This is a genomic window from Ensifer sp. ENS08, from assembly GCF_014852195.1.
In the GTDB taxonomy this organism is placed as follows: Bacteria; Pseudomonadota; Alphaproteobacteria; order Rhizobiales; family Rhizobiaceae; genus Ensifer; species Ensifer adhaerens.
The window spans coordinates 1-24,586 of record NZ_JACVBF010000030.1 but is presented as its reverse complement, the minus strand read 5'-3'; the positions used below and the strand labels follow the sequence as shown (position 1 = coordinate 24,586).

24 protein-coding genes and 3 pseudogenes are annotated in these 24,586 nt (G+C 61.7%); 9 read left to right on the top strand and 18 right to left on the bottom strand.

All coding sequences use genetic code 11. From position 1 onward, the window contains the following. The first annotated feature begins 32 nt into the window (after positions 1-32). Together ssuD and IB272_RS33660 are read left to right on the top strand one after the other, a co-directional pair. Positions 33-1,226, top strand: a complete 1,194-nt coding sequence (gene ssuD, locus IB272_RS33665) for an FMNH2-dependent alkanesulfonate monooxygenase (RefSeq protein ID WP_210339557.1) — start codon at positions 33-35, stop codon at positions 1,224-1,226. Beyond that, positions 1,223-2,704 (top strand): FAD/NAD(P)-binding protein, encoded by a 1,482-nt coding sequence (locus tag IB272_RS33660; protein ID WP_112773172.1) that lies wholly within the window; start codon positions 1,223-1,225, stop codon positions 2,702-2,704. The genes ssuD and IB272_RS33660 overlap by 4 nt, the downstream gene beginning before the upstream one ends. Here the strand turns inward: IB272_RS33660 and IB272_RS33655 are convergent. The 5 genes from IB272_RS33655 to IB272_RS33635 form a co-directional block, all read right to left on the bottom strand. Further along, positions 2,651-3,406, bottom strand: coding sequence for an MOSC domain-containing protein (locus tag IB272_RS33655; RefSeq protein WP_192445824.1), 756 nt, complete (start codon positions 3,404-3,406; stop codon positions 2,651-2,653). The two genes, IB272_RS33660 and IB272_RS33655, sit on opposite strands and share 54 nt — an antisense overlap. Beyond that, complete coding sequence (locus IB272_RS33650) at positions 3,399-4,106, bottom strand: glutamine amidotransferase (RefSeq protein WP_090429116.1); 708 nt, start codon at positions 4,104-4,106, stop codon at positions 3,399-3,401. Before IB272_RS33650 ends, IB272_RS33655 begins: the two co-directional genes overlap by 8 nt. A 25-nt stretch (positions 4,107-4,131) precedes the next feature. Beyond that, complete coding sequence (locus IB272_RS33645; RefSeq protein ID WP_210339556.1) at positions 4,132-4,686, bottom strand: TlpA disulfide reductase family protein; 555 nt, start codon at positions 4,684-4,686, stop codon at positions 4,132-4,134. 62 nt (positions 4,687-4,748) lie between these two features. After that, entirely contained in the window at positions 4,749-5,297 is a 549-nt protein-coding gene (locus tag IB272_RS33640) for a peroxidase-related enzyme (protein WP_112773176.1), read from the bottom strand. Positions 5,298-5,508: 211 nt separating this feature from the next. Further along, the gene (locus IB272_RS33635; RefSeq protein WP_112773177.1) at positions 5,509-6,165 is read right to left on the bottom strand and encodes a MarR family winged helix-turn-helix transcriptional regulator; all 657 of its coding nucleotides are present in this window, start codon (positions 6,163-6,165) and stop codon (positions 5,509-5,511) included. Positions 6,166-6,360: 195 nt separating this feature from the next. Between IB272_RS33635 and IB272_RS33630 the strand changes: the two genes are divergently transcribed. From IB272_RS33630 to IB272_RS33615, 4 genes are all read left to right on the top strand, one after another. Beyond that, positions 6,361-6,762 carry a pseudoazurin gene (locus tag IB272_RS33630; RefSeq protein ID WP_051659607.1) on the top strand — a complete coding sequence of 134 codons (402 nt, stop codon included), beginning with the start codon at positions 6,361-6,363 and terminating at the stop codon, positions 6,760-6,762. A 116-nt stretch (positions 6,763-6,878) separates the two neighbouring features. Beyond that, the gene (locus tag IB272_RS33625; protein ID WP_034801997.1) at positions 6,879-7,415 is read left to right on the top strand and encodes an MgtC/SapB family protein; all 537 of its coding nucleotides are present in this window, start codon (positions 6,879-6,881) and stop codon (positions 7,413-7,415) included. 287 nt (positions 7,416-7,702) lie between these two features. Beyond that, positions 7,703-9,586, top strand: a complete 1,884-nt coding sequence (locus IB272_RS33620) for a patatin-like phospholipase family protein (protein WP_192445823.1) — start codon at positions 7,703-7,705, stop codon at positions 9,584-9,586. A gap of 365 nt (positions 9,587-9,951) precedes the next feature. Further along, positions 9,952-10,413, top strand: coding sequence for a histidine kinase (locus IB272_RS33615; RefSeq protein ID WP_112773188.1), 462 nt, complete (start codon positions 9,952-9,954; stop codon positions 10,411-10,413). Positions 10,414-10,509: 96 nt separating this feature from the next. On the opposite strand, the gene ppk2 is transcribed toward IB272_RS33615, so the two are convergent. The 5 genes from ppk2 to IB272_RS33590 all read right to left on the bottom strand — a co-directional run bounded on the left by ppk2 (position 10,510) and on the right by IB272_RS33590 (position 15,481). Then, positions 10,510-11,364, bottom strand: coding sequence for a polyphosphate kinase 2 (gene ppk2, locus IB272_RS33610; RefSeq protein WP_034802000.1), 855 nt, complete (start codon positions 11,362-11,364; stop codon positions 10,510-10,512). Further along, the gene (locus tag IB272_RS33605) at positions 11,351-13,114 is read right to left on the bottom strand and encodes a SulP family inorganic anion transporter (RefSeq protein ID WP_192445822.1); all 1,764 of its coding nucleotides are present in this window, start codon (positions 13,112-13,114) and stop codon (positions 11,351-11,353) included. The genes ppk2 and IB272_RS33605 overlap by 14 nt, the downstream gene beginning before the upstream one ends. Positions 13,115-13,364: 250 nt before the next feature. After that, positions 13,365-13,835: a BA14K family protein gene (locus IB272_RS33600; RefSeq protein WP_034802004.1), complete on the bottom strand. Its 471-nt coding sequence runs from the start codon at positions 13,833-13,835 to the stop codon at positions 13,365-13,367. A gap of 101 nt (positions 13,836-13,936) precedes the next feature. Beyond that, complete coding sequence (locus IB272_RS33595; protein WP_192445821.1) at positions 13,937-14,347, bottom strand: hypothetical protein; 411 nt, start codon at positions 14,345-14,347, stop codon at positions 13,937-13,939. 168 nt (positions 14,348-14,515) lie between these two features. Next, entirely contained in the window at positions 14,516-15,481 is a 966-nt protein-coding gene (locus tag IB272_RS33590) for an alpha/beta hydrolase (RefSeq protein WP_192445820.1), read from the bottom strand. Between the two features lie 101 nt (positions 15,482-15,582). Between IB272_RS33590 and IB272_RS33585 the strand changes: the two genes are divergently transcribed. Continuing rightward, positions 15,583-16,041, top strand: coding sequence for an Rrf2 family transcriptional regulator (locus tag IB272_RS33585; protein WP_060520551.1), 459 nt, complete (start codon positions 15,583-15,585; stop codon positions 16,039-16,041). A 196-nt stretch (positions 16,042-16,237) separates the two neighbouring features. Here the strand turns inward: IB272_RS33585 and IB272_RS33580 are convergent, their stop codons facing one another. The 5 genes from IB272_RS33580 to msrA all read right to left on the bottom strand — a co-directional run bounded on the left by IB272_RS33580 (position 16,238) and on the right by msrA (position 20,227). Further along, positions 16,238-17,122, bottom strand: a complete 885-nt coding sequence (locus tag IB272_RS33580; RefSeq protein WP_192445819.1) for a DMT family transporter — start codon at positions 17,120-17,122, stop codon at positions 16,238-16,240. A gap of 158 nt (positions 17,123-17,280) precedes the next feature. Beyond that, positions 17,281-17,631, bottom strand: a complete 351-nt coding sequence (locus IB272_RS33575; protein ID WP_060520550.1) for a ribbon-helix-helix domain-containing protein — start codon at positions 17,629-17,631, stop codon at positions 17,281-17,283. 24 nt (positions 17,632-17,655) lie between these two features. Continuing rightward, complete coding sequence (locus IB272_RS33570) at positions 17,656-18,252, bottom strand: DJ-1/PfpI family protein (protein WP_034802015.1); 597 nt, start codon at positions 18,250-18,252, stop codon at positions 17,656-17,658. Positions 18,253-18,353: 101 nt separating this feature from the next. Continuing rightward, positions 18,354-19,580 carry a bifunctional alpha/beta hydrolase/OsmC family protein gene (locus tag IB272_RS33565; RefSeq protein WP_192445818.1) on the bottom strand — a complete coding sequence of 409 codons (1,227 nt, stop codon included), beginning with the start codon at positions 19,578-19,580 and terminating at the stop codon, positions 18,354-18,356. A gap of 140 nt (positions 19,581-19,720) precedes the next feature. Further along, a complete protein-coding gene (msrA, locus tag IB272_RS33560; RefSeq protein ID WP_060520547.1) occupies positions 19,721-20,227 on the bottom strand; it encodes a peptide-methionine (S)-S-oxide reductase MsrA in 507 nt (168 codons plus the stop codon). Between the two features lie 475 nt (positions 20,228-20,702). Between msrA and gdhA the strand changes: the two genes are divergently transcribed. Next, positions 20,703-22,064 (top strand): NADP-specific glutamate dehydrogenase, encoded by a 1,362-nt coding sequence (gdhA, locus tag IB272_RS33555; RefSeq protein WP_246810513.1) that lies wholly within the window; start codon positions 20,703-20,705, stop codon positions 22,062-22,064. A 199-nt stretch (positions 22,065-22,263) separates the two neighbouring features. On the opposite strand, the gene IB272_RS33550 is transcribed toward gdhA, so the two are convergent. Continuing rightward, positions 22,264-22,470 (bottom strand): hypothetical protein, encoded by a 207-nt coding sequence (locus tag IB272_RS33550; RefSeq protein WP_060520539.1) that lies wholly within the window; start codon positions 22,468-22,470, stop codon positions 22,264-22,266. Between the two features lie 273 nt (positions 22,471-22,743). Between IB272_RS33550 and IB272_RS35245 the strand changes: the two are divergent. Beyond that, a pseudogene (locus tag IB272_RS35245) lies at positions 22,744-22,880 on the top strand (nitrate ABC transporter ATP-binding protein); the annotation flags it as partial. A 32-nt stretch (positions 22,881-22,912) separates the two neighbouring features. Here the strand turns inward: IB272_RS35245 and IB272_RS33545 are convergent. Continuing rightward, a pseudogene (locus tag IB272_RS33545) lies at positions 22,913-23,095 on the bottom strand (ISNCY family transposase); the annotation flags it as partial. A gap of 127 nt (positions 23,096-23,222) precedes the next feature. Next, a pseudogene (locus tag IB272_RS33540) lies at positions 23,223-24,223 on the bottom strand (IS30 family transposase). Positions 24,224-24,586 lie beyond the last annotated feature (363 nt).

Below are 24,586 nucleotides of genomic sequence, written 5' to 3'. Positions count from 1 at the left end.
CTCCGAAGGAACCTGCGAGGAGGCTTGCGCGAATGGGAATTGTGCCCGACGAAATCCCCGAGAAGATCCCCGAAAAGATCAATGTGCTCTGGTTTCTGCCGACCCACGGCGATAGCCGCTATCTCGGAACCACGCGCGGCGGCCGAAACGTGGACCTCAACTATCTCAAGCAGGTCGCGCAGGCCGCCGATACGCTCGGCTACTATGGCGTGCTCATCCCGACGGGGCGGAGTTGCGAGGACAGTTGGGTGGTCGCTTCGGCGCTGGCGCCGCTCACTGAAAAGTTGCGGTTCCTGATCGCGGTTCGGCCCGGCCAGCTTTCGCCCACGCTCGCGGCACGCATGACGGCCACGCTGGACCGTCTCTCGGGTGGACGGCTGCTGATCAACGTCGTTACCGGCGGCGATCCGATCGAAAACAAGGGCGACGGCATACATCTCGCGCATGGCGAACGCTACGAGGTGACCGAGGAATTCCTGAACATCTACAAGGCCGTGCTTCGCGGAGAAGAGGTCGATTTCAAGGGGAACCACTTCGATATCGAAGGCGGGAAGCTCCTGTTTCCGTGCGTACAGCAGCCCCACCCGCCGCTTTATTTCGGCGGCTCCTCCGGCAAGGGCCAGGAGGTGGCAGCGCGCACGATCGACAAGTACCTGACCTGGGGCGAGCCGGTCGAGGACGTTGCCCGCAAGATCGCCGAAGTGCGCGCCCTGGCCGAAGCCGAGGGCAGGGACGTTACCTTCGGCATCCGCCTTCATGTGATCGTTCGCGAAACCGCAAAGGAAGCGTGGCAGGCTGCCGACGAACTGATACGATATGTGGATGACGACACGATTGCTGCCGCACAGAAGGTGTTCGAGCGCATGGATTCGGTTGGTCAGAGCCGCATGAGCCGCCTGCATGGTGGTCGCCGTGACAAGCTCGAAATCGCTCCCAATCTCTGGGCCGGCGTCGGTCTGGTGCGCGGAGGGGCAGGAACGGCGCTCGTCGGCGATCCCGATCAAGTCAGGGCGCGCATGGAGGAATATCGGCAAATCGGCATCGACAGCTTTATCCTGTCCGGTTACCCGCATCTCGAAGAGGCCTATCGCTTCGGTGAACTGGTTCTGCCGCATCTGCCGCTGGCCCACGCCGTCCCGGCACGCGAGACGTCGATCAACACCGGGCCGTTCGGCGAAACCATCGCCGGCGATCATCGCCCGAAGCTGAAGGTCTCCCAGTCGTGACAGCTGTGCGGCGACCGGTCATTGCCATTGTCGGCGGCGGCTTCACGGGCGCAGTGGTCGCGGCGAACCTTGCACGCCATGCCGCCAGCGACGGCGCAGCCATCGTGATCTTCGAGCCGCGAGACCAGCTCGGCGCGGGCCTTGCCTATGATAGCGGCAATCCCGCCCATCGCACGAATGTGCCTGCGGCCCGCATGAGCCTCGTTCCTGATGATCCCGACGATTTTTTGAACTGGCTGGCGGCCCATGGCGAGCCGCGCGGCGACCCGGACGCAAGGGCGGCCGATGGCCATCTTTATGTGCGGCGGGCGGTGTTCGGGCGATACGTCGGCGCGTTCGTCGCGCCGTTCGTGCGGAGCGGCAAGGTCGTGCACCGGCGCGAGCGCATCGCGCGCATCGAGCGGCGTGGAGCGCGCTGGAAGCTGACCTCCGACGCTGGGACGGAGCTGCTGGCCGACATCGTCGTGATTGCCACGACGCATCCCTCGCCTTGTGCGCCGAAGCGCGTTGCACAGGCGCTCGAAGGCCACCCGCGTTTCGTCGCCGACACTACGGTCGCTGGGTCTCTTACCTGCCTTCGTCCCGATGATCACGTTCTGGTGCTTGGAAACGGCCTGACGGCGGCGGACGTGATTGCGTCGCTGAGGCTCGCCGACCACCGCGGCTCGATCGTCGCCCTGTCGCGCCGCGGACTTCGTTCGCGAGGCCATGCGGGAAGAGCACAGGAACCCTTCGGCGATTTTGTCGGTACCCCGGCGCGAACCGCGCTCGAACTGCTTCGACGCGTGCGCCTGGCGGTGCGGCAGGCCGCTCTGGCGGGGCTCAGCTGGCATGCGGTTTTCGACGCCTTGCGTAGCCAGGGCGGACAAGTCTGGCGGGCGTTGCCGGTTGCAGAGCGACGCCGCCTCGTGCAGCGCCTGCGACCGTTCTGGGACGCCCACCGGTTCCGCGTGGCGCCGCAGATCGATGACGCGATCCGGCAGGCAATCGAGACGCGACAGTTGCGTGTCCTCGGCGCTTCGATCGAAGGCGTCGAGCGCTACGGTCAGGTCATCGCGGTCGATATCCGTCACCGGCAGACGCGCATCCGGGAACGCCTGTTGTTCGATGCCTGCGTCGTGACGACCGGCCCGGCGCATACGGGTGTTCTTTCCAGCCAGGACTGGCTCGCGGATCTGGCGTCGAAGGGCTGGCTGCGCCTAGACAGTGTCGGACTGGGGCTTGCCTGCGATGAGGCGAGTCGGGCGATCGGAACGAGTGGCGTGGCCGAGAGATCGCTGATCGTTGCCGGGCCGCTGGCGCGCGGCACCTTCGGCGAACTCATGGGCCTGCCGCAGGTCAACGATCACGCCATCTTCATTGCCGATGAGATCGCCGAGATGCTGGCGCGGCCGGACAGGGCCGCCACCCGCCGCAGGTCGGCGTCATCCGTTCGGCAACGACTGGTCACGACCCTCGACGGCGCCGCCAGGCGTTGAAGCCGGAGCCTCGCCGTCGAGCCGGCGGGACCAATCTTCGACAGCCCGCGTCTGCAGGCGCTTGGCTGCATAGTCCCGCCAATTCGGGGGCAGGATGGCGAGATCGGCGATTTCGGACAGGGCATCGCGGTTGAGCGTATCGACATAGAGATAGTGCCACAGCCGGGCGATCGTCCATTTGTGATAGCGCCGCTCGACGAGTTGCATCCGCTCACCGGGCGAAACCAAGCCGGTTTCGATGACCCGGTAGTACCATCCCGTTCGGCCGGTCTGCTGGACGCGGCGGGCCATATCCGGCAGATCGAAACGGCGGTTCAGCTTCCAGCACGGTTGCCGGCCCTGGCTCACCTCGAGAAGGGCTTTGCCAAGGCGAAAACGGTCGCCGACCGCGACATCACTTTCGGTCAATCCAAAGGCCGAGATGTTCTCGCCGAAGGCGCCCGGCTGCTCCAGCCTGGTTACGCTTCCGAGATCCTTGACCCAAGCCTCGTAGTGGTCGCGCGGGTAATGATGCACGGCCTTATCCGGGCCACCGTGCCTCTTCAGATCGCCCTGATGGTCGCCGGCAAAGCCGGTTGTGCCGAGATGTACCGGCCCGAGAGCCGGGTGTTTGTCGATACCGCTTAAGGTTCCGCGGTCGTCGATCGGCGTGAGGGTGCCGATGAGCAGGGTGTCGAGCGCAATCGGGGCCTGCTCAACCATCGATGTTCTCCAGCCATTCGCCGATCATCGACGCGGCCGCCGCCTCCAGGCGAGGCCCGTGACGTCGGGCGTCGGCGCGTAGGCCCGGCACGCTGAGCCCGGCGGTCGCCAGTTCGCAGGCGTGACCGACGAGCCAGCGTTCAAAGGCCGCGCCGGCTTGGGCCTCCGGGTGAAACTGAAGGGCGAGCACTGTATTGCCGCGCGCGAAGCCTTGCTGCGCGATCAGCGATGTCGAGGCCAGCAGGTCAGTGCTGGCCGGCAGGTCGTAGGTGTCACCGTGCCAATGCAGGACGGAGACGTCGGCGAGATGGCGGAGAGCCGAGGCCTCGCCTGCGGCGCTAAGGCTCAGCGGCGAAAACCCGATCTCCTTCAGGCCGGAAGGGTAGACGCGGGCACCGAGCGCGCGGGCGATCAGCTGGGCGCCGAGGCAGATTCCGAGCGTCGGCCGGTTGCCGGCAAGACGTGCCTGAAGCATGGCGATTTCCCCGGCGATGAAGGGGTAGGCCCCGTCTTCATAGACCCCGATGGGACCACCGAGCACGATGACGAGATCGGGCTCCAACGGATCGAAAGAGAGGTAATTTTCGTCGCCGACATCGCGGTACTCGATTTCAAATCCCGCCGCCCGCAGCGGTCCGGCAAAACTGCCGAGATCTTCGAAATGCACATGTCTGAGGGCGAGCGCCTTTCTGGTCGTCATCGTCTGTTCTCCTTGCTCAGAGGTTCTAGCCGGCACGCGCGTCGGGCACGCATCCTTCGCTCGTGCACCCGGCTGAAGTGGCGGTGGCCGCGGCGAAATCGGGGATCGGGGCGGAAAGGAGTGTCGCAAGACGCGCGCCGATGACCATGTCATCTTCGATGCCGAAGCGGTGGTGCTCGACATGACCGTCGCGTCCGATGATGATTGCCGTCGGCGTGCCTCGCATGCCGTAGCGCTCCATCGTTTTCGGTATCGGTCCCTGCTCGGAAGGCTGGTCGACGGCGATCGGGAAGGTCAGGCGATATTCATGAATGAAAGCCTTCAGCGCTTCGGGTGTCATGACCGCGTGATGCTCGAACACCGAATGCAGGCCGAGGACCTGAAGATCGGTATCCCGAAAAATGCTCTGGACGCGCTGCATCTGCGGCAGTCCGTGCGAAACGCAGGCCGGGCACAGCATCTGAAACGCATGAAGGAAAACGACCCGGCCGCGAAGCTGCGCAAGGCTCGGACGTTCCTGTGTGTTGAACCAGGTCGAAACGGCGAGTTCCGGAGCCGCGGTCCTGTGATTGCTGTTCATTGTTCTCATCTCCAAGACGGCCGGGCGAACGCTCGTCGCCCGGCCTTTGCGACATGTGCGGATCAGGCGGCTTCGCGAACGAGCTTCACGCCGGGGAAGTCGACCGGAACGGCAAGCGCGACGTTGATGTAGTTGGTGAACAGGTTGAGCGCGACATGCGCGATGATCTCGACGACGTCCTCGTCATCGAAGCCGGCGTCGCGCAAGGTGCGCACATCCACGTCGGATACCTGTCCGCGCGCCTCGACGAGCTTCTGAGCAAAGGTAAGGGCCGCCGCCGTCTTCGGATCGGAGGACTTGCCGTGCTGCGCTGCCGTCATCTCCTCGGCGGTCGCGCCGGCCTTGCGGCCAAGTGCGGTGTGCGCCGCCAGGCAATAGTGGCAATCGTTGCGATCCGCGACGGCAACGGCGATCTGCTCGCCGAGTTTGGCGCCGAGGCGTCCCCTGCCGAGCGCGCCGAAGGAGCCCCACATGCTGGCAAGGGCCGCCGGTGAATTGGCGACGGCGCGGAACATGTTGGGTGCTACCCCGAAGGCGGAGCGGATTTCGCCAAGCAGTTCGGCGCTGGGGCCAGTTGCCGAAACGGGGTCGACTAGATTAATTCTGCTCATGGTTTTCTCTTTCTATTTGCTGGAGGGAGAAAATTGCCGGTCCGCCGATGGCAGTCGTCGGACCGGCGCCGACATCATCGTCTGTCCGCTTGCGACGCAGGAAACGGCGCTCGCGAATTCCGATGGTGAAGCTTGTGGCGAGGCGCCGGGGGGGTAGCGACGCCTTCGGGACCGCCGGCATTGGCGCCGGCGGCTGGATCGTCTCGCATGATCAGACCGTCTCGCGATTGAAGAGACGCCAGGCGGCCCTTTGTGCTTCGGGTTCTGCCGTTTCGTATTCGCCGCAATCGACGCGCAGTTCCGCCGGTCCGAACGCAGCATCGACGAACGCGCAGTGATGCGGCGCCTTCGGGTCGTCATAGACATGCGGCCGGAAGTATCGACAGTTGACGCACATGCGCTGTTCCGGGATGGCGCCAGCCGCCTGCAGACCACGGATGATCTTGACGAGATGCATGAGCAGATCCTGCTGCTCCAGCCTCGAAAGCGAAGCGATGGCATCCTCCGTGGCTGATACGAGCCGCCCCGCCTGTCGTACTGCGTCCTCGCCGGCCGGCGTGGTGGCAACCGAAAGGGCGCGCGCGTCGCTCGGATCCGGCCGCTTCTCGACCAGCCCCTTGCGCAAGAGCGCGTTGACCGAGTCCGTCGTCGTCGGCTGGCTGACGCCGAGATAACCGGCGATCTGTTTTACCCGCATTCCGCTGCGTCTACGGGCAACCAGGAAGGTCAGGATCTGCAATTGCGTTGGATTGAGGCCGATCGCTTCCGCACTCGACCAGGCCTCCGTGCGCATGGCCGTCGCTACGCGGGAAAGGCCGTCGCCGATACGGTCGATCAGGGGCGGTGTCGTGTCAGGTTCCTTGCTCATAGGGTCATTAATATAGGAATCCTATGTATTGTCAATGACGACAAAAAAGCGGCGCGAATTTGACGCGCATCAAAGTGGAGGGGGCGTCTCAGGCTTAATCCTCTTCTCGAACAACCCGAGCACGGGCTGGTCGCTCAAATGGAGAAGACGATGTTGAATGCAATCAAGAGCGGATTTGGTATCGCGATCGCGGCAATGCTGGTCGCCGCACCGGCAGCCGCCGCGGACTTCGAAGTGCACATGCTGAACAAGGGCAAGGACGGCGCGATGGTTTTCGAGCCGGCGTCGCTGAAGGTTGCGCCCGGCGACACGGTCACCTTCATCCCGACCGACAAGGGACATAACGTTGAAACCATCAAGGGCATGATCCCCGATGGCGCTGAGGCCTTCAAAAGCAAGATCAATGAAAACTACAAGGTGACTTTCACGGCGCCGGGCGTCTACGGCGTAAAGTGCACGCCGCACTACGGCATGGGCATGGTCGGCGTCGTTCAGGTCGGCGATGCGCCGGCCAACCTGGAAGCGGTCAAGGGAGCGAAGAACCCGAAGAAGGCTCAGGAACGCCTGGACGCAGCCCTCGCGGCCCTCGGTAACTAAGCGACTTCTAGCGCTTCGGAGCGGGGTGGGGACAGGCCGCTCCTGGCGTCTGCGCACTGGGTGAGGCGCGGGCGCCATCATGCGGAACCAATGCGAAGCATTCGCGTTGGTTCCGCATGGATCAGATCACTGCCGAATTGTTCCCGCCATCGCAAATTCCCTATCCGGTCATTTTTGCGCGCATTCTTGGAGCGCTGCTGATGGGCGCGGTCATCGGCTTCGAGCGCGAGGTCAAGGCACGACCAGCCGGCCTCAAGACCCATATGCTCGTCTGCCTCGCAGCCTGCACCTTCGGCATCATCTCGATTGAAAGCGTCCGCCTCGGCGGCTTCTTCGACGAACGCGTCCGGATCGATCCTCTGCGCGTGGTGGAGGCGGTCACAGCCGGTGTCGCCTTTCTTGCAGCCGGCACAATCGTCTTGTCTCGCGGCGAGGTTCAGGGCCTGACGACCGGGGCCAGCCTCTGGCTTGCCGGCGCGATCGGCATTTCGGTCGGCTTCGGCCATTGGATCGTTGCCGGCCTGGCGGTCGGTTCCGCCTTCGCCGTTCTCACCATCATCGGCTACTTCGAAGCCAAGGCCGTGCGACACCAAAAGCCTGACGTGGAGCCGGAGGGTAAGGCGAGCGACGAGGGCGGCAAGAAGCAAGCCTAACGAAAGGTTTGCGATAGTCCTGAGCGCCGTCTCGCGGCGGGTTCTGCAAGTCTTAGGGTAATACCCTGCCGCCCAGGCTAGGTGCAACGCAATGCTATTCTGCACAGAAAGGTTGTGTCCCGCTGGCGCCCTCGACCCGGCGTCGCTATCGTGTCTTCAGGGGCGAGCCCATCTGTTTATGGTCCGGTGAAAGCCGCCTGCGCCATATGGCGTGGCGAGGAAATGTGTTCGGCAATCCCGATCGAAACGGCTAAGCTCGTAAGCGGCCTGTTTCCAAGGAAGGTTCAATGGACGCCACCGGTTCCCTTGCTGCCAAGCTGTTGTCGGAGACCCTGATGTTCGACCAGACGTCATTGGCTGCGTTGGAAGCCTTGGCCGCCAATTCCGATCGCGGCATCGTGCGGCGTGGCGAGATCCTGGTCCGCCAAGGCGAACCGTCGGACCGGTTTTTCGTGGTCCTGTCCGGCCGCTTTACCGTGCACCGGGATGACGTCTCCGACCCTATTGCCGAGATAGGGCAGGGCGAACTCGTTGGCGAGGTCGGTTTCTTCGCCGGGCTGCCGCGCATGGCTACGGTCGTTGCTGCTCGCGATTCCATTGTTCTTTCGATCTGTGACCACCAGTTCGAAAAGGCGGCGAGTGCCCTGCCGAGCCTGCGCCAATCGGTCACCACGTTTCTGGCGCGACGGTTTGCCAAGCAGGCACCGGCTTCGCCGCATGCCAAGGGCGCCTGCCGGATAAGGACGCTCGCAATTGTTGCTGCCGGAAGCAGCCGGGTTTCTCCCCGCTTCATCGACCTACTGCGCAAGGCTTTTTCCGGATCCACGCGCACGGCATTCCTGGCGAGGGCCGACATCGAAGAGCGCTTTCCCGGCGTTCCGATCGATGATCAGCCGGTGCTGGACTGGCTCAACCAATTGGAAGCCAAGACCGGAGGCATCGTCTACATCACCGACGACGAACCAAGCGACTGGACGCGTGTCTGCATCCGCCAGGCCGATGGTGTCCTGTTGGTCGGCGAGCCGTCCAACTCTGCAAAACTCAACCCGTCAGAGCAACTGGCGCTGTCAGTGCACTCGCCATCAAGCGTGCGGCTCGTTCTGGTGCATGACAAGCGCGCCGCAACGGTCGTCGGCACCAGCGGCTGGCTGAACGAGCGCCCCGGACTCCGGCAGCATCATCACGTGGCGCTCGAAGACATTGAGGATGTCGAGCGTTTGGTCCGCTTCATTGCCGGCGAGGCGAGGGGCTTTGTCGCAGCCGGCGGGGGCTCGCTCGGATGCGCGCATCTTGGCGTCCACAAGGCTTTTATCGAGGCCGGCGCCTCCTTCGACTATCTGGGAGGCACCAGTTCGGGAGCGGCGATGATGGCGGGCTTCGCCCGCGGCATGAACGCCGACGAGATCAATCGTGGGACGCACGAGATCTTCGTCCGCAGCCGCGCGTTCCGTCGCCTGACCGTGCCGCAATATGCGCTGTTGGATCACAAGGTGCTCGACCGCACCCTGCAGGCGGAATATGGCGACGTTCTTATCGAAGACCTCTGGCTGCCATTTTTCGCGCTGTCGACCAATCTCAGCACAGGGCAAGCGCATGTCCATCGCCGCGGAAGACTATGGCAGGCCGTCAGAGCGTCGGGCTCGATCCCCGGCATACTGCCGCCCTTCTTCACGGCCGACGGTGACATGCTGGTCGACGGGGCGATCATGAACAATCTGCCACTGGAACAGATGAAGGAACTGAAGACAGGCCCGAACGTCGTCGTGAGCCTGGGTGGGGGTGGTCCCGGAAAACAGCACATCGACTATGACAGTATTCCCGGCGCGTCCGAACTGACCGTTCGGTTGCTCAACCCCTTCGGCCGCTCGGGCCTGCCGAAAATCCCCAACCTGATCCAGGTCATTGCCGCAAGCATGCTGGCGCACCGGCCGCAGGAGATCGCTCTCGGGGAAAAGGACATCCTGATTTCCCCACCAGTCTCGGCGGCGATAAGCTTTATGGATTGGAGCCGGCACTCCGAACTGTTTGCCGAAGCTTATTATTGGGCGAAATCATGGATTGATGAGCGTATTGGCGAGAACGACCCGAGGATGGAGGCCATTTGCGGCCTGCCGGCCCACTATGGCTCGCCGGAAACACATGGCAGCGCGCAGGCGCATTCCGCGCTCTAGGGTGCGCCCGGCAGCCGTGGCCTGATCGTTATGTAAGGCCCGCGAGTGCTTTGCATGCGCATGGATTTTCGACTGATCTTGCCGCCCCTGTTAAGTTGTCACTGTCCTCTTGCGGTTGTGGTATTTTAGGATAGCCTTGCATCGGGAGAGCCAGTCGCGGTTCTTTCGTTTTGCAGTGAAAAGACCAATGAATAGAGGGCCATCGGAGATATAGCGGCTCACATTCGAAAATGTTTCGTCCCCGAATTGCACTGCCATTTGGGTTTCCTTGGATGTAACTGCGGGACGTCCCTGGTCATGTGATGCACGGAAGCCGTGTATCGCTTCGTCACAGAGCGCCCATTTGCTTGAAGTGGATCGACGTGATGTCTGACAACAAGAATGCCGGCGCACCTCCGAGTGCACAGGACCTCAGAATGCAGATGCTCCAGCGTGAAATGGACGAGATGGACAAGGAGCGGCGACTAAAATCCATCGAAGAGCAAAAGCTCGCCGACTTTGCCGCGGATTTTCTCAAGCAGCATGTGACGGAAGAGGAAATCGCCATCGTTCGCCGGCTGGTCGCGAACGCCGTGAAGGCCGGCAAGTTCGAAGCGATGGTCTACAGCTTCCCGTCCGAGCTTTGCACTGACAGCGGCCGCGCGATCAACAGCGGTGACCGGGATTGGCCGAACACGCTGCAGGGGAAAGCAAAAGAGTTCTTTGATCGCTATCAGGCCTTCGGCAAACCAAGTGGCTACAAGTTGAAGGCGATGATCATCAACTTCCCGGGTGGCGTGCCCGGTGACGTCGGGTTCTTCTTGAACTGGGCTCCCGAAAAAGCCTGAGTACGACCGTCCCGGCGTCGCATCGCGTTGTCGCGCTGCGGCCCGTCCCGATCGAAAGCGTTCAAAGCCCGCACCTTTGGTGCGGGCTTTTTAGTCTTATAAAACGTCGGGCACGTTTCTACGCACGTGGTCGTCCGCCGCAAAGTCATCCGGCCGCTTCTGGCGCTTGCCGAGATCGGGCTCCGAGAATTTCACGCGCTCGTATGGGATCGACGAGAGAATGTGCGAGATGCAGTTGATGCGGGCACGCTTCTTGTCATCCGACGGTACGATCCACCAGGGCGCGAAATCGGTGTCCGTCATACGGATCATCTCGTTGTAGGCGCGGGTATAATCCCACCAGCGGCGATAGGATTCGACGTCCATCGGGCTGAGCTTCCATTGGCGCAGCGGATCGGCAATGCGCTGCCGGAACCGCTTTTCCTGCTCTTTCTCGCTGACGTCGAGGAAGTATTTGAGCAGGATGATGCCGCTTTCGACCATGGCCGCTTCGAAACGCGGCGCGAGCTCGAGAAAGCGTCGGGCACTGTCATCCGAGCAGAAACCCATAACGCGCTCGACGCCGGGGCGGTTGTACCAGGAGCGATCGAAGATCACGATCTCGCCGGCGGCGGGCAGGTGCTGGATATAACGCTGCATGTAGATCTGCGACTTCTCGCGGTCGGTCGGCGCCGGCAGCGCGGTCACGCGGAAGACGCGTGGGCTGACACGCTCGGTTAGCCGCTTGATCACACCGCCCTTGCCGGCCGCATCGCGGCCTTCGAAGACGATGACGATGCGCGCGCCTGTTTTCTTCACCCAGGCCTGCAGATGGGCGGTTTCCTGCTGCAGCCGGGCGAGCTCCTTGGCATAGCCCTCGGATGACGAGTCGTCCGAAGTCGTCGCGTCATCGGCTATTTCGCCTTCGCTCTTGTCTTTGCCCTTCTTCTTCTTGCCGTCATGCTTGCCCATTTTTCCCTCCCGTTTGGACATGGTCATCTGGCTTGATCTCGACAGAACCGGTCGACTGACCGTCGTTCCGCCCGTACTTGGTCTCGTAAGCGTCGAGCGCATCTTCCATTCCCTCGAAGATCATACCCGGGCCGATCTTCTCGACGACCCCGGAGCGCTCGAGCAGGGCGCGCGCATCGGTATGCAACTCCGCCAGGCCGAGCGTGACGCCGCGGTTCTTCAGGTCGCTCTGCAACTCTCCAAGCATGTCCGCGGCGGTGCTGTCGATTTGCGGGATGGCGCTCGCATCGATCACCAGCCAGCGGGTAGGTTTCGGCAGGTTCTCGGCGATCACCTCGAGGCGCTCGCGGACGTAATCGGCGTTGTAGAAAAGCAGACTATCTTGAACCATGCAGGCACCGAAGCCTGGAACCGGGCGTGCCTCGGTCACGCGATGCAGCTTGTAGAAGCCGTCGCGCCCGGGGATGCGGCCCAGCATGGCGTCGTGCGGATACATGGTCTGCAAGATGAGGTAGACCAGTGTTGCAGCGATGGCGATGACCACGCCGTTCAGCACGCCGAGGCCGATCGGTCCCCAAAGGGCAATCAGCGCGAAAATGAACTCGATGCGGTTGACGGTCCAGATCCGTCTGAGGCCGTCGATGTCGATCAGGCTGAGCGCCGTTGCCGCAAGGATCGCCCCGAGCGCGGCGACCGGCAGAATGCGAAGGACGTCACCAAGAAAGAGCAGCACCACCATCAGGGTCCCCGCCGCAACGAGGCTCGCGATCTGCGACCGCCCACCGACGGCGAAGTTCACGGCCGTGCGTGAATCCGAGGCGGTCACCGGAAACGTCCCGAACAGTCCTGCCGCGATGTTGGCGGCGCCGAAGCCGCTCAGTTCACGGTTCGGATCGACGCGGTAGCCGCCGAGCGCCGCAAAGCTGCGCGCTGCGATGACACCGGAACCGAAACTGACGAGGAAGATTGCCGCGCCGCCGGTCAGCAATCCATCGATCGGCAGACCCTCGAGACGAGGCAGGACGAAGGTCGGCAAGCCGTCGGGAATGTTGCCGACGACCGTCATGCCGCGCCCTTCGAAGTCGAAGAGATATGACAACAACACCGCGACGAAGACGACGAAAACAGGACCTGGAACGGGTGAGCGATAGAAGCGGGCGACCTGCAGCAGCGCAAAACACGCCAAGGCAAATACCAGAGTGGGCCAGTGGATGGAGCCGGCCTGCCTCAGAAGTTCGAGAATAGGGCTGATCAGCCCGTCCGACTCGATCTGGACGCCGGTGACGCGCTTGATCTGTCCAACCAGAATCGAGAGGGAAATTCCAGCAAAGAAGCCTGTGAGGATCGGGCGCGAAAGAAAGGTCGCGAGCACGCCGAGACGGACGAGGCGTGCAATCAGGCAGAGGATGCCGACGATGAGGGCCAGCAGGGCCGCCGCCGTTACGCGGTCAGCGCCACCGGCAGAGGAGGCGAATACCGTCGTCAGCACGGCCGCCAGCACCGTCATCGTCGCCGCATCCGGTCCGACGATCAGTTGCCGCGACGGACCGAAAAGGGCGTAGGCGACAAGCGGCGTGATGCTCGCATAAAGGCCCGTCTCGGGCGGCAGCCCGGCGATGGCGGGATAGGCGATGGCGCTCGGCAATCCGACCGCGGCAATGGCGACGCCTGCGGAAATGTCGCTGCGCAACCAACTTCCCTGATACCCCTTAAGGTTGTCCAGAAGCGGCAGGCGAGGCAGGTTCAGCATGCTGACGGTCCCCGGGGGCACAGCCCTCTTAAAGTGCTCTAAACGCTACAAATCAGGCCGCGCGGGAAGCGCAAACAATGCACTCTACCATTGCGTACATTAGGGTTGCAAAACTTTCCTTTCATCGGCTTCGACAAAAAGACTAAAGTTGCAGACATTAGAGAGGCGGCCTGCCACGTCGATCCGGCAAGTGCCGAACCGAGGAATCTGCAACAAGTTATGAAGCCCGTGTCAGCTGAGCTTCAACGCTTCAGTAGTAGGGGGAGACACACGCCTGCCGCGGACCGTAATACGGCTGGAACGTGTCGTCATAGGCCCTGTAGGACCGGTAACGAGCGTAGCACCAGCGGGTGTGGGCGCTGCCTCCGTAATAGGTTTGGCGATAGTAGCGCGGCGCATAGTAGCGTGGGGCGGAATAGGTCGGGCCGTAATAGCCTTCGTCATAATAGCCCGGGCCATAGTAGCGAGGCTGCGCGAGCAGCCCGCCGATGATCGCGCCGGTTGCCAATCCGCCGAGCGCCCATGCCCAGTCATCGCCACCGCCGTGGTGATGCCCGTGGTTGTAGCCGCCGTGATAGCCGCCGCCGTGGTGCCTGTACTGAACCGGTTGGACTTGAGATGCCTCGATCTCCGCCGTAACGGCTGGAGGAAATGCCATGGCCGGCGGAACACTCGTAGCCACCGCCGCCAGTGACAAGGCAAAGATTGCTAGCCTCTTCATTGGCTTCACCTTCTTTCCACCCCGCACCCGATTATAGCGCGGAACCGGTTCGATGGCACTTCGTTTTCCAGGGTGCTTCCGCCGCCCGACCAAGCGGCTGTCTATTTGACGACAGTCACGCTCAATACGCCTTCTTCGATCTTTCCGTCTTCATAGGGGGAGCGAATGACAAGCCGGTCGCGGCCGGTATAGCCGGGGTTCGGCGTATAGTAGGCGACGACGCCATTCACCTTGGTTGTCGCGCATTTTGACTGCTTGCCCACCAGTTTCGGATAGACCGCCTCGTGGACAATCTCCAGGTGGCCATGCTTGGGCTTCTCCGCAATCGTCATCGCCGGATAGTCGATCTGGCTGCAGTTATCGTCGATATCCCAGTTCTTGGCGACGAGCGTCTTCACGCCGCTGCGCGCCGTGATCGATAGCGCCTGCTGCCGGGAATCGTCGGAGGTTGTGGTGCAAGCCGACAAGGCGACAACGATTACGGGCAAAAAGAGATATCGAAAGGTTTTCATGAGCAATCCTGGGAATACTTTAAGTTTGGATTTAAGTCGCATGAGGGCCCGGGCCGCACCCGTTTCATCGAGATGCACCCCTTGGATCCACACGTTTTGCGTGTGCGATCATGCATTTTTTGGTCTCGGGGGACAGGGGGTGTCCTTCGCTCGTTGATCACGTGACTTTCAAACATTCCGGGCAAACGGAATGAGAACCTCGTTCACGACATCGGGGCGCTCCTGCGGCAGCCAATGGCCGCTGCCGGGCACGATGATGCTTTCCTTGAGCTGCGGGACGAGCGTCGGCATCGCATCGACAATTTCGCGCATCCCGGGGATGGCGATGCCCGTGTCGCGCTCGCCGACCATGAACAGGGCAGGAATTTCGACCTTTACGCCGGCGAAAGCGGCCTGCAGCTGCCAATTGCGATCGAGGTTTCGATAGTAGTTCAACCCTCCGCGAAAACCGGTCGTGGCAAAGGCGCTGATGTAGGTGTCGAGGTCTGCAGCAGTGAGCCAGTCGGGCATGCTGTCGGGCAGCGGCGCAAGCAGTCCATGCCGGCGCGATACCATGCCGAACGGATTGGGTGTCTGGTCTCCGGCCTGTCGCGCGCCCGCGTCGCCGGAAGCCGCAAAGAGGATCTTTCGCAGCGTCTGGCCGATGTCACGCTCCAGCTCCGCCTCGGCGACATCAGGCTCCTGGAAATAGAGCGTGTACAATTCTGCCTCGTCGGTCCGCGGGAAGATCCGGGTCGGCGGAACGGGCGCCTGGCCCATCATCGGCACGCTCATGGCGACGACGCCGCAGAAACGGTCGGGCCGCATCTGTGCCGCCTGCCAGGCAACGGTCGCGCCCCAGTCGTTACCGACGAGGATGGCCGTTGATAGGTCGAGGGCATCCAGCAGAGCAATCATGTCGCCGACGATGTGAAACACGCTGTATTCGTCGACCGATGGAGGACATTCCGAGAGGCCGTAGCCGCGCATGTCAGGCGCGATCGCGCGAAAGCCCGCCTCCGCAAGTGCCGCTACCTGGTGCCGCCAGGCATGGGAGGTCTCCGGGAAGCCATGGCAGAGCAGAACGGCCGGGCCGTTTCCCCGTTCGATAAAGCCCATGCGGATGGTTCGGGTCTGGATTGTCTGGGCCTGCATCTTCGTTCCTTCTCGACACTCTTATACCGTAATTGTATAAGTTACGGAAACAGATCGCGTCAAGAGTGTGTAACTTATGTTGTTACGCTATGGGGAGTCGAATGAAGCAAGACAGCCGGTTGGCGCGGATGATCCATGTGCTCATTCACATGGCACTGCTCGGGGGACGGGAGACGTCAGAGACCATCGCCAAGATGCTGAACACCAACCCGGTGGTTGTTCGCCGGACGATGGGGGCGTTGAAGCGCAAGGGTGTCGTCGGTTCCGAAGGCGGCCGGGGAGGGGGCTGGGCGCTTCTGCGGCCGCTTGAGGAGTTGACGGTGCTCGATGTGCAGCGGGCGCTGGACGATGGGCAGGTTCTGGCGGCAGGCGTGTCCGAGGACCATCCGACCTGCCCGGTGGAGCGCGCAGCGAATGCGGCGCTGGTGGACGCCTTCGAAAAAGCGGAGCGGACCCTGCTGCAGGAGTTTGCCGAACTCAGGCTTTCAACGATTGCGGAGCGTGCGATGAAGGATGCTGCGGGGTCTCAGCGGGCCACGCACCTGGATCATCAAGCCTGAAGGCGCCACGCATGTGGGCGATGAGCCGGCGAAGCGGCAGGATCGAGCGAGCTTGTGGTCAGGCCCTTTCGCCAAAACTGAGCCGGCGGCTCTGCATGATCGTCCGGCAGGACAAGCGGCTTGATCTCGGCCTTCGAAAGACGCTGGCTGCTCTCATATCGCTGGCGGCGCCTGAGCGGCCGGTCAGCGGGCAGGACTAGGCGCGCGATACCGACGACCGTCTCGCCAGCTGATGCTCGCGCCAGATCGTGAAGAGACCGGCGCCGACGACGATGAGCGCGCCGACGATCATGTTGTGAGTGATCGTCTCGCCGAAGAGCATGACGGCGAAGATCACGTTGAGGACCAGCTGGAAATAGGTAACGGGCTGGACTTCGGTTGCCGGCAGCAGTCCGTAGGCTTTGATGAGGAAAAAGTGACTGAGGGTGCCACAGACGCAAAGCGCGGCAAGGGCAAACCAATCGGACGGCACCACCTCTGTCCAGTAGAACGGGCCGACCAGCGAGATCGCCACGGCGCCGACAACGCCGGCATAAAAGAGGCTCGTGACGGCCGAATCCTCGCGACTGACGGCGCGGGTGGCAATGCTGTAAAGCGCGAAAAGCACGGATGCTGCGAGCGGCAGAAGCAGCGACATGTCGAAGTGCACGTTGACGGGATTGATGATCACCAGAACGCCGATCAGACCGATCAGAATGGCCGCACCGCGCCGCCATCCCACGGTCTCCCGGAGAAGAGGGATCGAGAGGATGGTGATTATCAGTGGTGTCGCCTGAAAGATCGACTGGCTCATGGCGAGCCCGGCGTGAACGTAGGAAATGACGATGACGACGATTTCGGCGACGAGCAGCAGGCCCCGCACGACTTGCAGCCAGGGGTGGCGCGTCTGAGCGGTCTTGCGAAGTCCACCCGATGACGAGGCGGCGAAAGCGAACACGAAGAGCGCAAACGCCCAGAATCGGATCATCGTGATGAACAAAGCGGGGTAGCGGTCGCCAAGATACTTGGTGATGGCGTCCTGGCCAGCAAAGATGCAAATGGCAAGGAAGGCAAACAGATAACCGCGGGTCTTGGGGCTCATTGCACTACAAACTCAGAATCGCTGGCCCCCTGAATAGCATAGTCTTGTCGCCGGGGCTTGAACCAAACGACTTTGGTTTGATGATCCTGGATCCGCGGCAGCAGGCGAGGGGCGCGTCGAGCCGGGACTGCCCCCGCGAAGGGGCAGCCTGCCTCAGCTCAATGATATTTTTCCTGCTCGCGCGTGAGGATCGCCGGAGCGTTCAGCCCGGCGATCGGTTGGTTGACATCCGTCGGAATGTCACCTGACAGCTGCAGGTCGAGATAGCGCGCGCAGCAGACCCTCAGGAATGATGTGAAGTTCCCGAGATCATGCCCGGCATCGATGGACTCGTGGTGTAGCTTGGTGATCAGCTGCGTGACGTTCATACGATCGCGCCGCGCGATCTCCTCAAGCTTCGACCAGAAGAAGTTCTCCAGCCGGACGCTCGTCACCATGCCATCGATGCGCAGCGACCGGGTGGTGCTCTCCCAGAGCCGCGCATCCGCCTTTATGAACAACTCGCACATCTCGCCCCTCCCGTGGCTGCCTTCTCAGGCGGCGTCTGTTTGTAGCAGGGCCGAGGCGTCGAGCACAGCCATGAACTGGCGCAGCCACGACGGATGGGCGGGCCACGCCGGCGCGGTCACGAGGTTGCCGTCGGCGACCGCGTCGCTGATCGCGATATCCGCATAAATGCCGCCGGCAAGTTCGACCTCCGGACGGCACGCCGGGTAGGCCGAACAGGTGCGGCCCTTCAACACGCCAGCCGCCGCCAGCAATTGTGCGCCGTGGCAGATGGCCGCCACCGGTTTTCCCGCCGCGAAGAAATGCTGGACAGCCTTGATGACATCCGGGTTGAGACGCAGATATTCGGGCGCGCGACCGCCGGGTATGACCAGCGCGTCGTAATCTTCAGCGCGGATGGCGGAGAAGGTGGCGTTGAGCGCAAAATTATGGCCGCGCTTTTCGGAGTAGGTCTGGTCGCCTTCGAAATCATGGATCGCGGTCGCAACCGTCTCGCCGGCATTCTTGCCGGGGCAGACGGCATGCACCGTGTGGCCGCAGGCGAGCAAGGTCTGAAACGGAACCATCGTTTCATAGTCTTCGGTGAAATCACCGGTGATCATCAGAATTTTCGAGTTTGCCATTTGTTTCCTCCCAAAAACCAATGGGCGGAGTTTAGCAATCCGGCTGAGGCAACGGGTACTAGCGGAATACTACAAAGGAAAATTCCGGGCAGGGCCGCGGACTATTTCACGGCCGTCGTTATCTTGGCGATCCCTTCCAGAGTGCGATGGACCGGGCACTTGTCGGCAATCTCGGCGATCTTGGAGCGAAGCTCGTCTGCGACCTCGCCCTCGATCGCTATGACCCGCTCGAACCGGTCGATCTTCCCGCTGTCGGCGCGCTCCGTTGCAGCGCAGTCTTCGCAGTCCCGCGCATGGATCTTGGAATGCGAGACCTCCACCTTGATGCGCCCGAGCGGCAGCTTCTTGTGGTCGGCGTAGAGGCGCAGCGTCATGGAGGTACAGGCAGCAAGCCCGATCGACAGGTAGTCATAGGGCGATGGCCCGGAATCGAACCCGCCGACGCTTTGCGGCTCGTCGGCAAAGAGGCGATGCCTGCCGGCTTGAACCGAATTCTGAAATTTGCCTTCGCCCGTTTCCGTCACCTGGACCTGTTCCACCGGCTCCGTGCCCTGCGGAGTGTCGGCCACGAGATAGCGGCTCAGCCACTCCGCAATCACCCGGGCGGCGTAGGCGGCATCGGCAGGATCGGTGAGCAGATGGTCGGCCTTGTCCAGCGAAACGAAGCTCTTCGGATGTTTGGCCGCCTGGAAGAGGTCGCTGGCGTTTTCGATGCCGACCGTTTGATCCAGCGGCGCGTGGAGAATGAGAACGGGTTTCCTGAGCGTGGCCACAGCCTCATGAAGGCGCTGGGCGCAAGCGTCGTCGACGAACTGTTTCTTGATCAGGAATTTGCGACCGGCAAGATCGACTTCGGCGGCACCACTTTCCTCTATTTCCTTGAGGCTCGCTCCGAAGTTCTTGAGCACATGGCCGACGTCCGCGGGTGCGCCGATCGTGGCCACGGCGCGAACTTCCGGAATTTCGTTAGCAACCGCAAAGACGGCTGCACCGCCAAGCGAATGGCCAATCAGGAGCGACGGCGCCTCGAAGTATAGCCGTAGATAGTCGGCGGCCGAACGAAGATCCGCGATGTTGGACGAAAAGTTGGTCGAGGCGAACTCGCCCTCGCTTGATCCGAGGCCGGTGAAATCGAAGCGCAGGACCGCGATCCCTTCGCGCGCGAGTTCGGCCGAGATCTGACGCGCCGCCGCCAGATCCTTGGAGCAGGTGAAGCAGTGGGCGAAAATCGCATAGGCCCGCACCGGGCCGTTTGGAAGGTCGAGTCTGGCGCCAAGGGTAGCGCCGGAATGTCCGGTAAATTCAAGTCTTTGACTGTTGAAGTTCATGTGATGCTCCAGGAAGGAGAACAATCATCCCAAGGTCGCAACGACTGTCCTGAATTCGAATGATGCGGCCGGCGTCCATGTCCGCCGAACCTGGCGGCTGCATGCGGACACGGTTCGCCAGACGCTCGCCGGGGCGTTTGTTACTCCGCGGCGGACCGTCGGGGCAGCACCCAGTTCGGACGCGGGAAGTGGCAGGTATAGCCGTTCGGATAGCGCTCCAGGTAATCCTGGTGCTCCGGCTCCGCCTGCCAGAAGTCGCCAACGGGTTCCAGTTCCGTCACCACCTTGCCCGGCCACAGGCCAGAGGCTTCCACATCGGCAATGGTGTCCTCGGCAATGCGCTTCTGTTCGTCATCGACGTAGTAGATCGCCGAACGATAGGAGGTGCCGATGTCGTTGCCCTGACGGTTTTTCGTGGTGGGGTCGTGTATCTGGAAAAACAGCTCCAGAATCCGCCGATAGGAGGTCTTCGCCGGATCGTAGAATATCTCGATGCCCTCGGCATGGGTTCCGTGGTTGCGATAGGTCGCATTGGGCACGTCGCCGCCGGTATAGCCCACACGGGTGCCGGTGACGCCGGGGAGCCTGCGGATCAGATCCTGCATTCCCCAGAAGCAACCGCCGGCCAGAACAGCTCTCTCGGTCATTCAGATATCCTCCACCTGGTTCGTGAGCGCGTCTTCGCTTTGTCTCCCACTGGCTGCGGGCCAGCGCGGGAGATGGACTGTAATATAGGAGCTCCTGCTGCCAAGATCAGGAGGGCGGTTCCAATCCGCGTTTTGGCTCGGCACGTGTCGAGTTGGACGCGCAAGCGCACGCGGCCCGTCAGGATCGCGGGAAGGGCGAGTTAGCTCTCCTTCCTATGCAACCGCAACGGTGACGATGCGCGCGCTAGTTTGCTGTCGGGGCGAGCAATCCATTCTATCGGGCGGCTGCCTCGCTTCCCCGGGCTGCGGCCCTTCAGCTCGCCATCGGCATTCCAGGTGCTCGGTAACCTGTTTTCCCAAGGAAAACGGCGTCCAAATAAGCAATCAAGAATTGCATGGCCGCGGGAAATAAATCTTCACTTGCCGCCTAGCTTTCGATAATGCGCGAGGGGTCTGCGCCTAAGAAGCTGCGCGCATGAGGAGAACCATCTTGAATGTCGATGAGAAGCTGGAACCAATTCTAACGGAAGTGCTGAGGCGCAACGCCGGCGAGCTGGAATTTCACCAGGCCGTACGGGAAGTGCTTGAAAGTCTGGGGCGTGTCATTGCCAAGCATCCGCGCTATGCGGAACAGGCCCTTATAGAACGGATCTGCGAACCCGAGCGGCAGATCATCTTCAGGGTGCCTTGGGTCGACGACGCTGGGCAGGTACAGATCAACCGCGGCTTCCGCGTGCAGTTCAACTCCGCACTTGGGCCCTATAAAGGCGGGATACGCTTTCATCCTTCCGTCAACGTCGGGATCATCAAGTTCCTCGGCTTCGAGCAAACCTTCAAGAACGCCCTGACAGGCATGCCGATCGGCGGCGGCAAGGGCGGCTCCGACTTCAACCCGAGAGGGCGAACGGATGGGGAAATCATGCGATTTTGCCAGTCGTTTATGACCGAGCTCCACCGACACCTGGGCGAATACACGGACGTTCCTGCCGGCGATATCGGCGTCGGAGGCCGGGAGATCGGCTATATGTTCGGCCAGTACAAGCGGCTCACCAACCGGTATGAGGCCGGGGTGCTGACGGGCAAGGCGCTGATTTACGGCGGTTCGCGCGCACGCAAGGAGGCAACGGGCTTCGGTGCGACCTACTTCGTCCAGCGGATGCTCAGCACCAAGGGCCTCGATTTCGAAGGCAGGCGCGTGACCGTATCGGGATCCGGAAATGTCGCTATCTACACCATGGAAAAGGTCGCGGAGTTCGGTGGCAAGATCGTCGCATGCTCCGATTCCAACGGTTATGTCGTCGATGAGGACGGGATCGATCTCGAATTGGTCAAGCAGATCAAGGAGGTTCGCCGTGAGCGGATATCCGAGTATGCCAGGCTGAAAGGTTCCAAGGCACACTATTTCGAGGGCGGCTCCGTCTGGGACGTTCCTTGCGATGTCGCGATGCCCTCGGCGACCCAGAACGAGCTCACGGGCAAGGATGCCCGCACTCTGGTGAAGAATGGCGTCATCGCAATAGGCGAGGGGGCAAACATGCCGTCGACCCCGGAAGCGGTTCGCATCTTTCAGGATGCAGGGGTCATGTTTGCCCCGGGCAAGGCCGCCAATGCGGGCGGTGTTGCGACATCGGCTCTCGAGATGCAGCAGAATGCCTCTCGCGACAGCTGGACGTTCGAGCAAACCGAAACACGGCTTGCCATTATCATGCAGTCGATCCACGACCGTTGCGCCGAGACCGCCGAGGAATACGGGAACCCCGGCGACTATGTGCTCGGAGCCAACATCGCCGGCTTTGTGAGGGTCGCCGAAGCGATGGACGCGCTCGGCGTCATCTAATGCTTCTGCTGGAGGGAGCCGGCTGGCGCTGGCTTCCTTCAGTAATTCGTCGAAGCTCTTGAGGACGCTGAGACTGTAGTACCACCGGTCACGGCTAGTTTCGCGAGCATGGCGCGCGATCCTATGGGGAGGCCGTACCATGCTGCTGGCTGGTCCGGGCTGCGAGACGGTAGCAAGAGCCAATCGGCGCAGATAGAATTTATGAGGCGACGAGACCGTCGAAAACCTCGAGCATGGCATCGCTGATTGCCTGGCCGAGGGCGGCCGCGGTTTGCGACAGGGCTTCCTCGTCTGCGCCCTGGGCTGCGATTGCGAAGGCTGCGCCTTCTCCCGTCACGATTTCCTGAGCGCGCTGAATGGCCCAAAGGGCAAAGTCGTTACGATCGCTGATTTCTACCGTTTCCATGATTTCCTCTGATTGTCCGTGTGGAAGAATTCTTGTGGCTTTGCCGGGCGGCCGAGAGCCCGGGGTCGGCTTCGCAACCCCATCTAACCGTCAACGGCATCACTGCCAAAGCCCTAGAACCGGGAGCAGGGTGCTTTGAAGCCTTAAAATGGCATCCGGGCTATCCGCCCATTTCCGTCGACTGTCAATCCACAGTCGATGCCGCTTTGCAATTGGCTTGCCTTATCAGAGGCTTCGGGTCATCTTTTGAGAGACGTCGGCCTCCGTTGCGCAGCTGATGTTGACAATCGTAAGCGCCTGTTTGCGGGCCATCTTTTAGCTTACGTCCCGCTCCGGCGCGCGCTCGACGACCGACCGAGCCACCACGCGCCCTTTACCCGATTTTCAGGGGAGCTCGAAGACTACTGTCTTAGGAAGATGCCGAACATACGGTGCGCACGGTCATAGCGTGGGGCCGGGTCGACGCCGTACCGCCGGTGTCAATCCGCTCCAGCAACCGGCGAACCTGGCGGGTGCTTAGCTCAAGCACGTGCTCCGCCGACGCCAACGTCATGCGTCCGGCGATCACCTTCGACAAAACCTCAATCCGCTGCAGATCGCGCTCGCTCATCGCAATCAATCCCATCCGCAATCTCCCAGGTCATCAAAACCCGGGGAGAGTGACATTCCAACTTTGCAGGATCAGGACACTTTAACTTTGCGGCTTGGAGAACCTAACCGAAGTGCATCATGCCTGTTTTGAGGGTAGGGGTTCAGCCTCCTTCTTGCAAATGTGCCATGAACACTTCTGTCGGTGTCCTGTAGTCGAGGCACTTTCTCGGCTGGTCATTGAGATGGCGCGCGAGTTGGATCAGATTGCGCTGCGATACGGCTGCAAGATCCGTATCGCCGGGCATAAAGCGGCGAATACGCTTGTTCACGTTTTCGACTGCACCTTTCTGCCAGGGCGCACTGGGGTCGCAGAACCAGCTGCGTGCGCCGATACCAATTCCAAAGCCCTAAAAGCGGTAAACTCCGTGCCGCGATCAAACGTGAAGCTCTGTCGGGCAAAAGCCGGCAAGGGCGCAAAGGTATCGACGATCTTGTCCATGATCGGTCGTGAGTGCCGGCTGTTGTTTTTGATCATTACCGTGTAGCGGCTTTTGCGTTCGATCAATGAAGTCACGTTGGCGTTGCCCAGATCACGCTGGAAGATCAGAAGGTCGCCCTCCCAATGACCGAACTGCGAGCGATCATCAATAAAATCAGGGCGTTGCGATATTCTGCAGGCTGCAGGGAAGACGCCATCGCGCGGTCTCTTGGAACCGCGACGGCGACGTTTGCGGCGTGCCTCCGGTAAGTAACGAAAGAGGCCGAGACCGTAGTCTTCCTTGCCATATACGAAGCGATAAATCGTCTCGGCGCAGATCCGAACGAGGCTAAGTCCATCCGCCCACAGTCGGCCGGCTATCTGCTCAGGCGACCAGTAGGCCTTCAATCGATCGATCACGAGTTCGCGCAATTGTGGATGGCGCCTGAGCTTCCTCAGGCGCCGCCGACGCTCCTTGCTGATATCATCGGCAACCGTCGAGAAGTAACCGCTGTATTCGGGGAGTTCGCGATCGTGGAATGTGTTGCGTCTGATCTCGCGATAGATTGTCGATCGATGACGGCCAAGTTGACGCGCCATTTCGTTGATCGGCAGTTTGCGTTCGACAAAGTGGTGAAGGCGGCGTCGATCGGCCAGATTCAGCTGCGAATAACGTCGAAACATCCCAAAATCTCCAAGGGGAACCCATTGAAATTATTGGCATGTCGCACTTGGAAATAGAATGTACCCGGCTACAGTTCTTGTCAAAGCTGAATAGGGCTGCGACGTCGCCAGCCATTTAGACATGCGACACTCGACATCTCCGTTGGCGCTGAGGCAAGCCCCCGACCGAACCGGCTGGACCGGGTTGCAAGGGAAGGGGGGGGGCGGATGAGACGCACCCATCGGCTTTAGCTTGTACAGTTGAAGCAGCCGGTCATTCCGCCGCATCGAGGTCAGAGAGCGCCTGTCGCCGCCGGGCAATGACCGCAGGATCGTTCATGAAATCCTTCCGACGTCCCGGACCGCGCGCGCGTCGAACGTAGC

Coding starts and splice junctions, on each gene's coding strand:
- ssuD (WP_210339557.1), top strand. CDS start 33: ATGGGAATTGTGCCCGACGAAATCCCCGAGAAGATCCCCGAAAAGATC.
- IB272_RS33655 (WP_192445824.1), bottom strand. CDS start 3,406: ATGGTTGAGCAGGCCCCGATTGCGCTCGACACCCTGCTCATCGGCACC.
- IB272_RS33650 (WP_090429116.1), bottom strand. CDS start 4,106: ATGACGACCAGAAAGGCGCTCGCCCTCAGACATGTGCATTTCGAAGAT.
- IB272_RS33645 (WP_210339556.1), bottom strand. CDS start 4,686: ATGAACAGCAATCACAGGACCGCGGCTCCGGAACTCGCCGTTTCGACC.
- IB272_RS33640 (WP_112773176.1), bottom strand. CDS start 5,297: ATGAGCAGAATTAATCTAGTCGACCCCGTTTCGGCAACTGGCCCCAGC.
- IB272_RS33635 (WP_112773177.1), bottom strand. CDS start 6,165: ATGAGCAAGGAACCTGACACGACACCGCCCCTGATCGACCGTATCGGC.
- IB272_RS33630 (WP_051659607.1), top strand. CDS start 6,361: ATGCTGGTCGCCGCACCGGCAGCCGCCGCGGACTTCGAAGTGCACATG.
- IB272_RS33625 (WP_034801997.1), top strand. CDS start 6,879: ATGGATCAGATCACTGCCGAATTGTTCCCGCCATCGCAAATTCCCTAT.
- IB272_RS33620 (WP_192445823.1), top strand. CDS start 7,703: ATGGACGCCACCGGTTCCCTTGCTGCCAAGCTGTTGTCGGAGACCCTG.
- IB272_RS33615 (WP_112773188.1), top strand. CDS start 9,952: ATGTCTGACAACAAGAATGCCGGCGCACCTCCGAGTGCACAGGACCTC.
- ppk2 (WP_034802000.1), bottom strand. CDS start 11,364: ATGGGCAAGCATGACGGCAAGAAGAAGAAGGGCAAAGACAAGAGCGAA.
- IB272_RS33605 (WP_192445822.1), bottom strand. CDS start 13,114: ATGCTGAACCTGCCTCGCCTGCCGCTTCTGGACAACCTTAAGGGGTAT.
- IB272_RS33600 (WP_034802004.1), bottom strand. CDS start 13,835: ATGAAGAGGCTAGCAATCTTTGCCTTGTCACTGGCGGCGGTGGCTACG.
- IB272_RS33595 (WP_192445821.1), bottom strand. CDS start 14,347: ATGAAAACCTTTCGATATCTCTTTTTGCCCGTAATCGTTGTCGCCTTG.
- IB272_RS33590 (WP_192445820.1), bottom strand. CDS start 15,481: ATGCAGGCCCAGACAATCCAGACCCGAACCATCCGCATGGGCTTTATC.
- IB272_RS33585 (WP_060520551.1), top strand. CDS start 15,583: ATGAAGCAAGACAGCCGGTTGGCGCGGATGATCCATGTGCTCATTCAC.
- IB272_RS33580 (WP_192445819.1), bottom strand. CDS start 17,122: ATGAGCCCCAAGACCCGCGGTTATCTGTTTGCCTTCCTTGCCATTTGC.
- IB272_RS33575 (WP_060520550.1), bottom strand. CDS start 17,631: ATGTGCGAGTTGTTCATAAAGGCGGATGCGCGGCTCTGGGAGAGCACC.
- IB272_RS33570 (WP_034802015.1), bottom strand. CDS start 18,252: ATGGCAAACTCGAAAATTCTGATGATCACCGGTGATTTCACCGAAGAC.
- IB272_RS33565 (WP_192445818.1), bottom strand. CDS start 19,580: ATGAACTTCAACAGTCAAAGACTTGAATTTACCGGACATTCCGGCGCT.
- msrA (WP_060520547.1), bottom strand. CDS start 20,227: ATGACCGAGAGAGCTGTTCTGGCCGGCGGTTGCTTCTGGGGAATGCAG.
- gdhA (WP_246810513.1), top strand. CDS start 20,703: ATGAGGAGAACCATCTTGAATGTCGATGAGAAGCTGGAACCAATTCTA.
- IB272_RS33550 (WP_060520539.1), bottom strand. CDS start 22,470: ATGGAAACGGTAGAAATCAGCGATCGTAACGACTTTGCCCTTTGGGCC.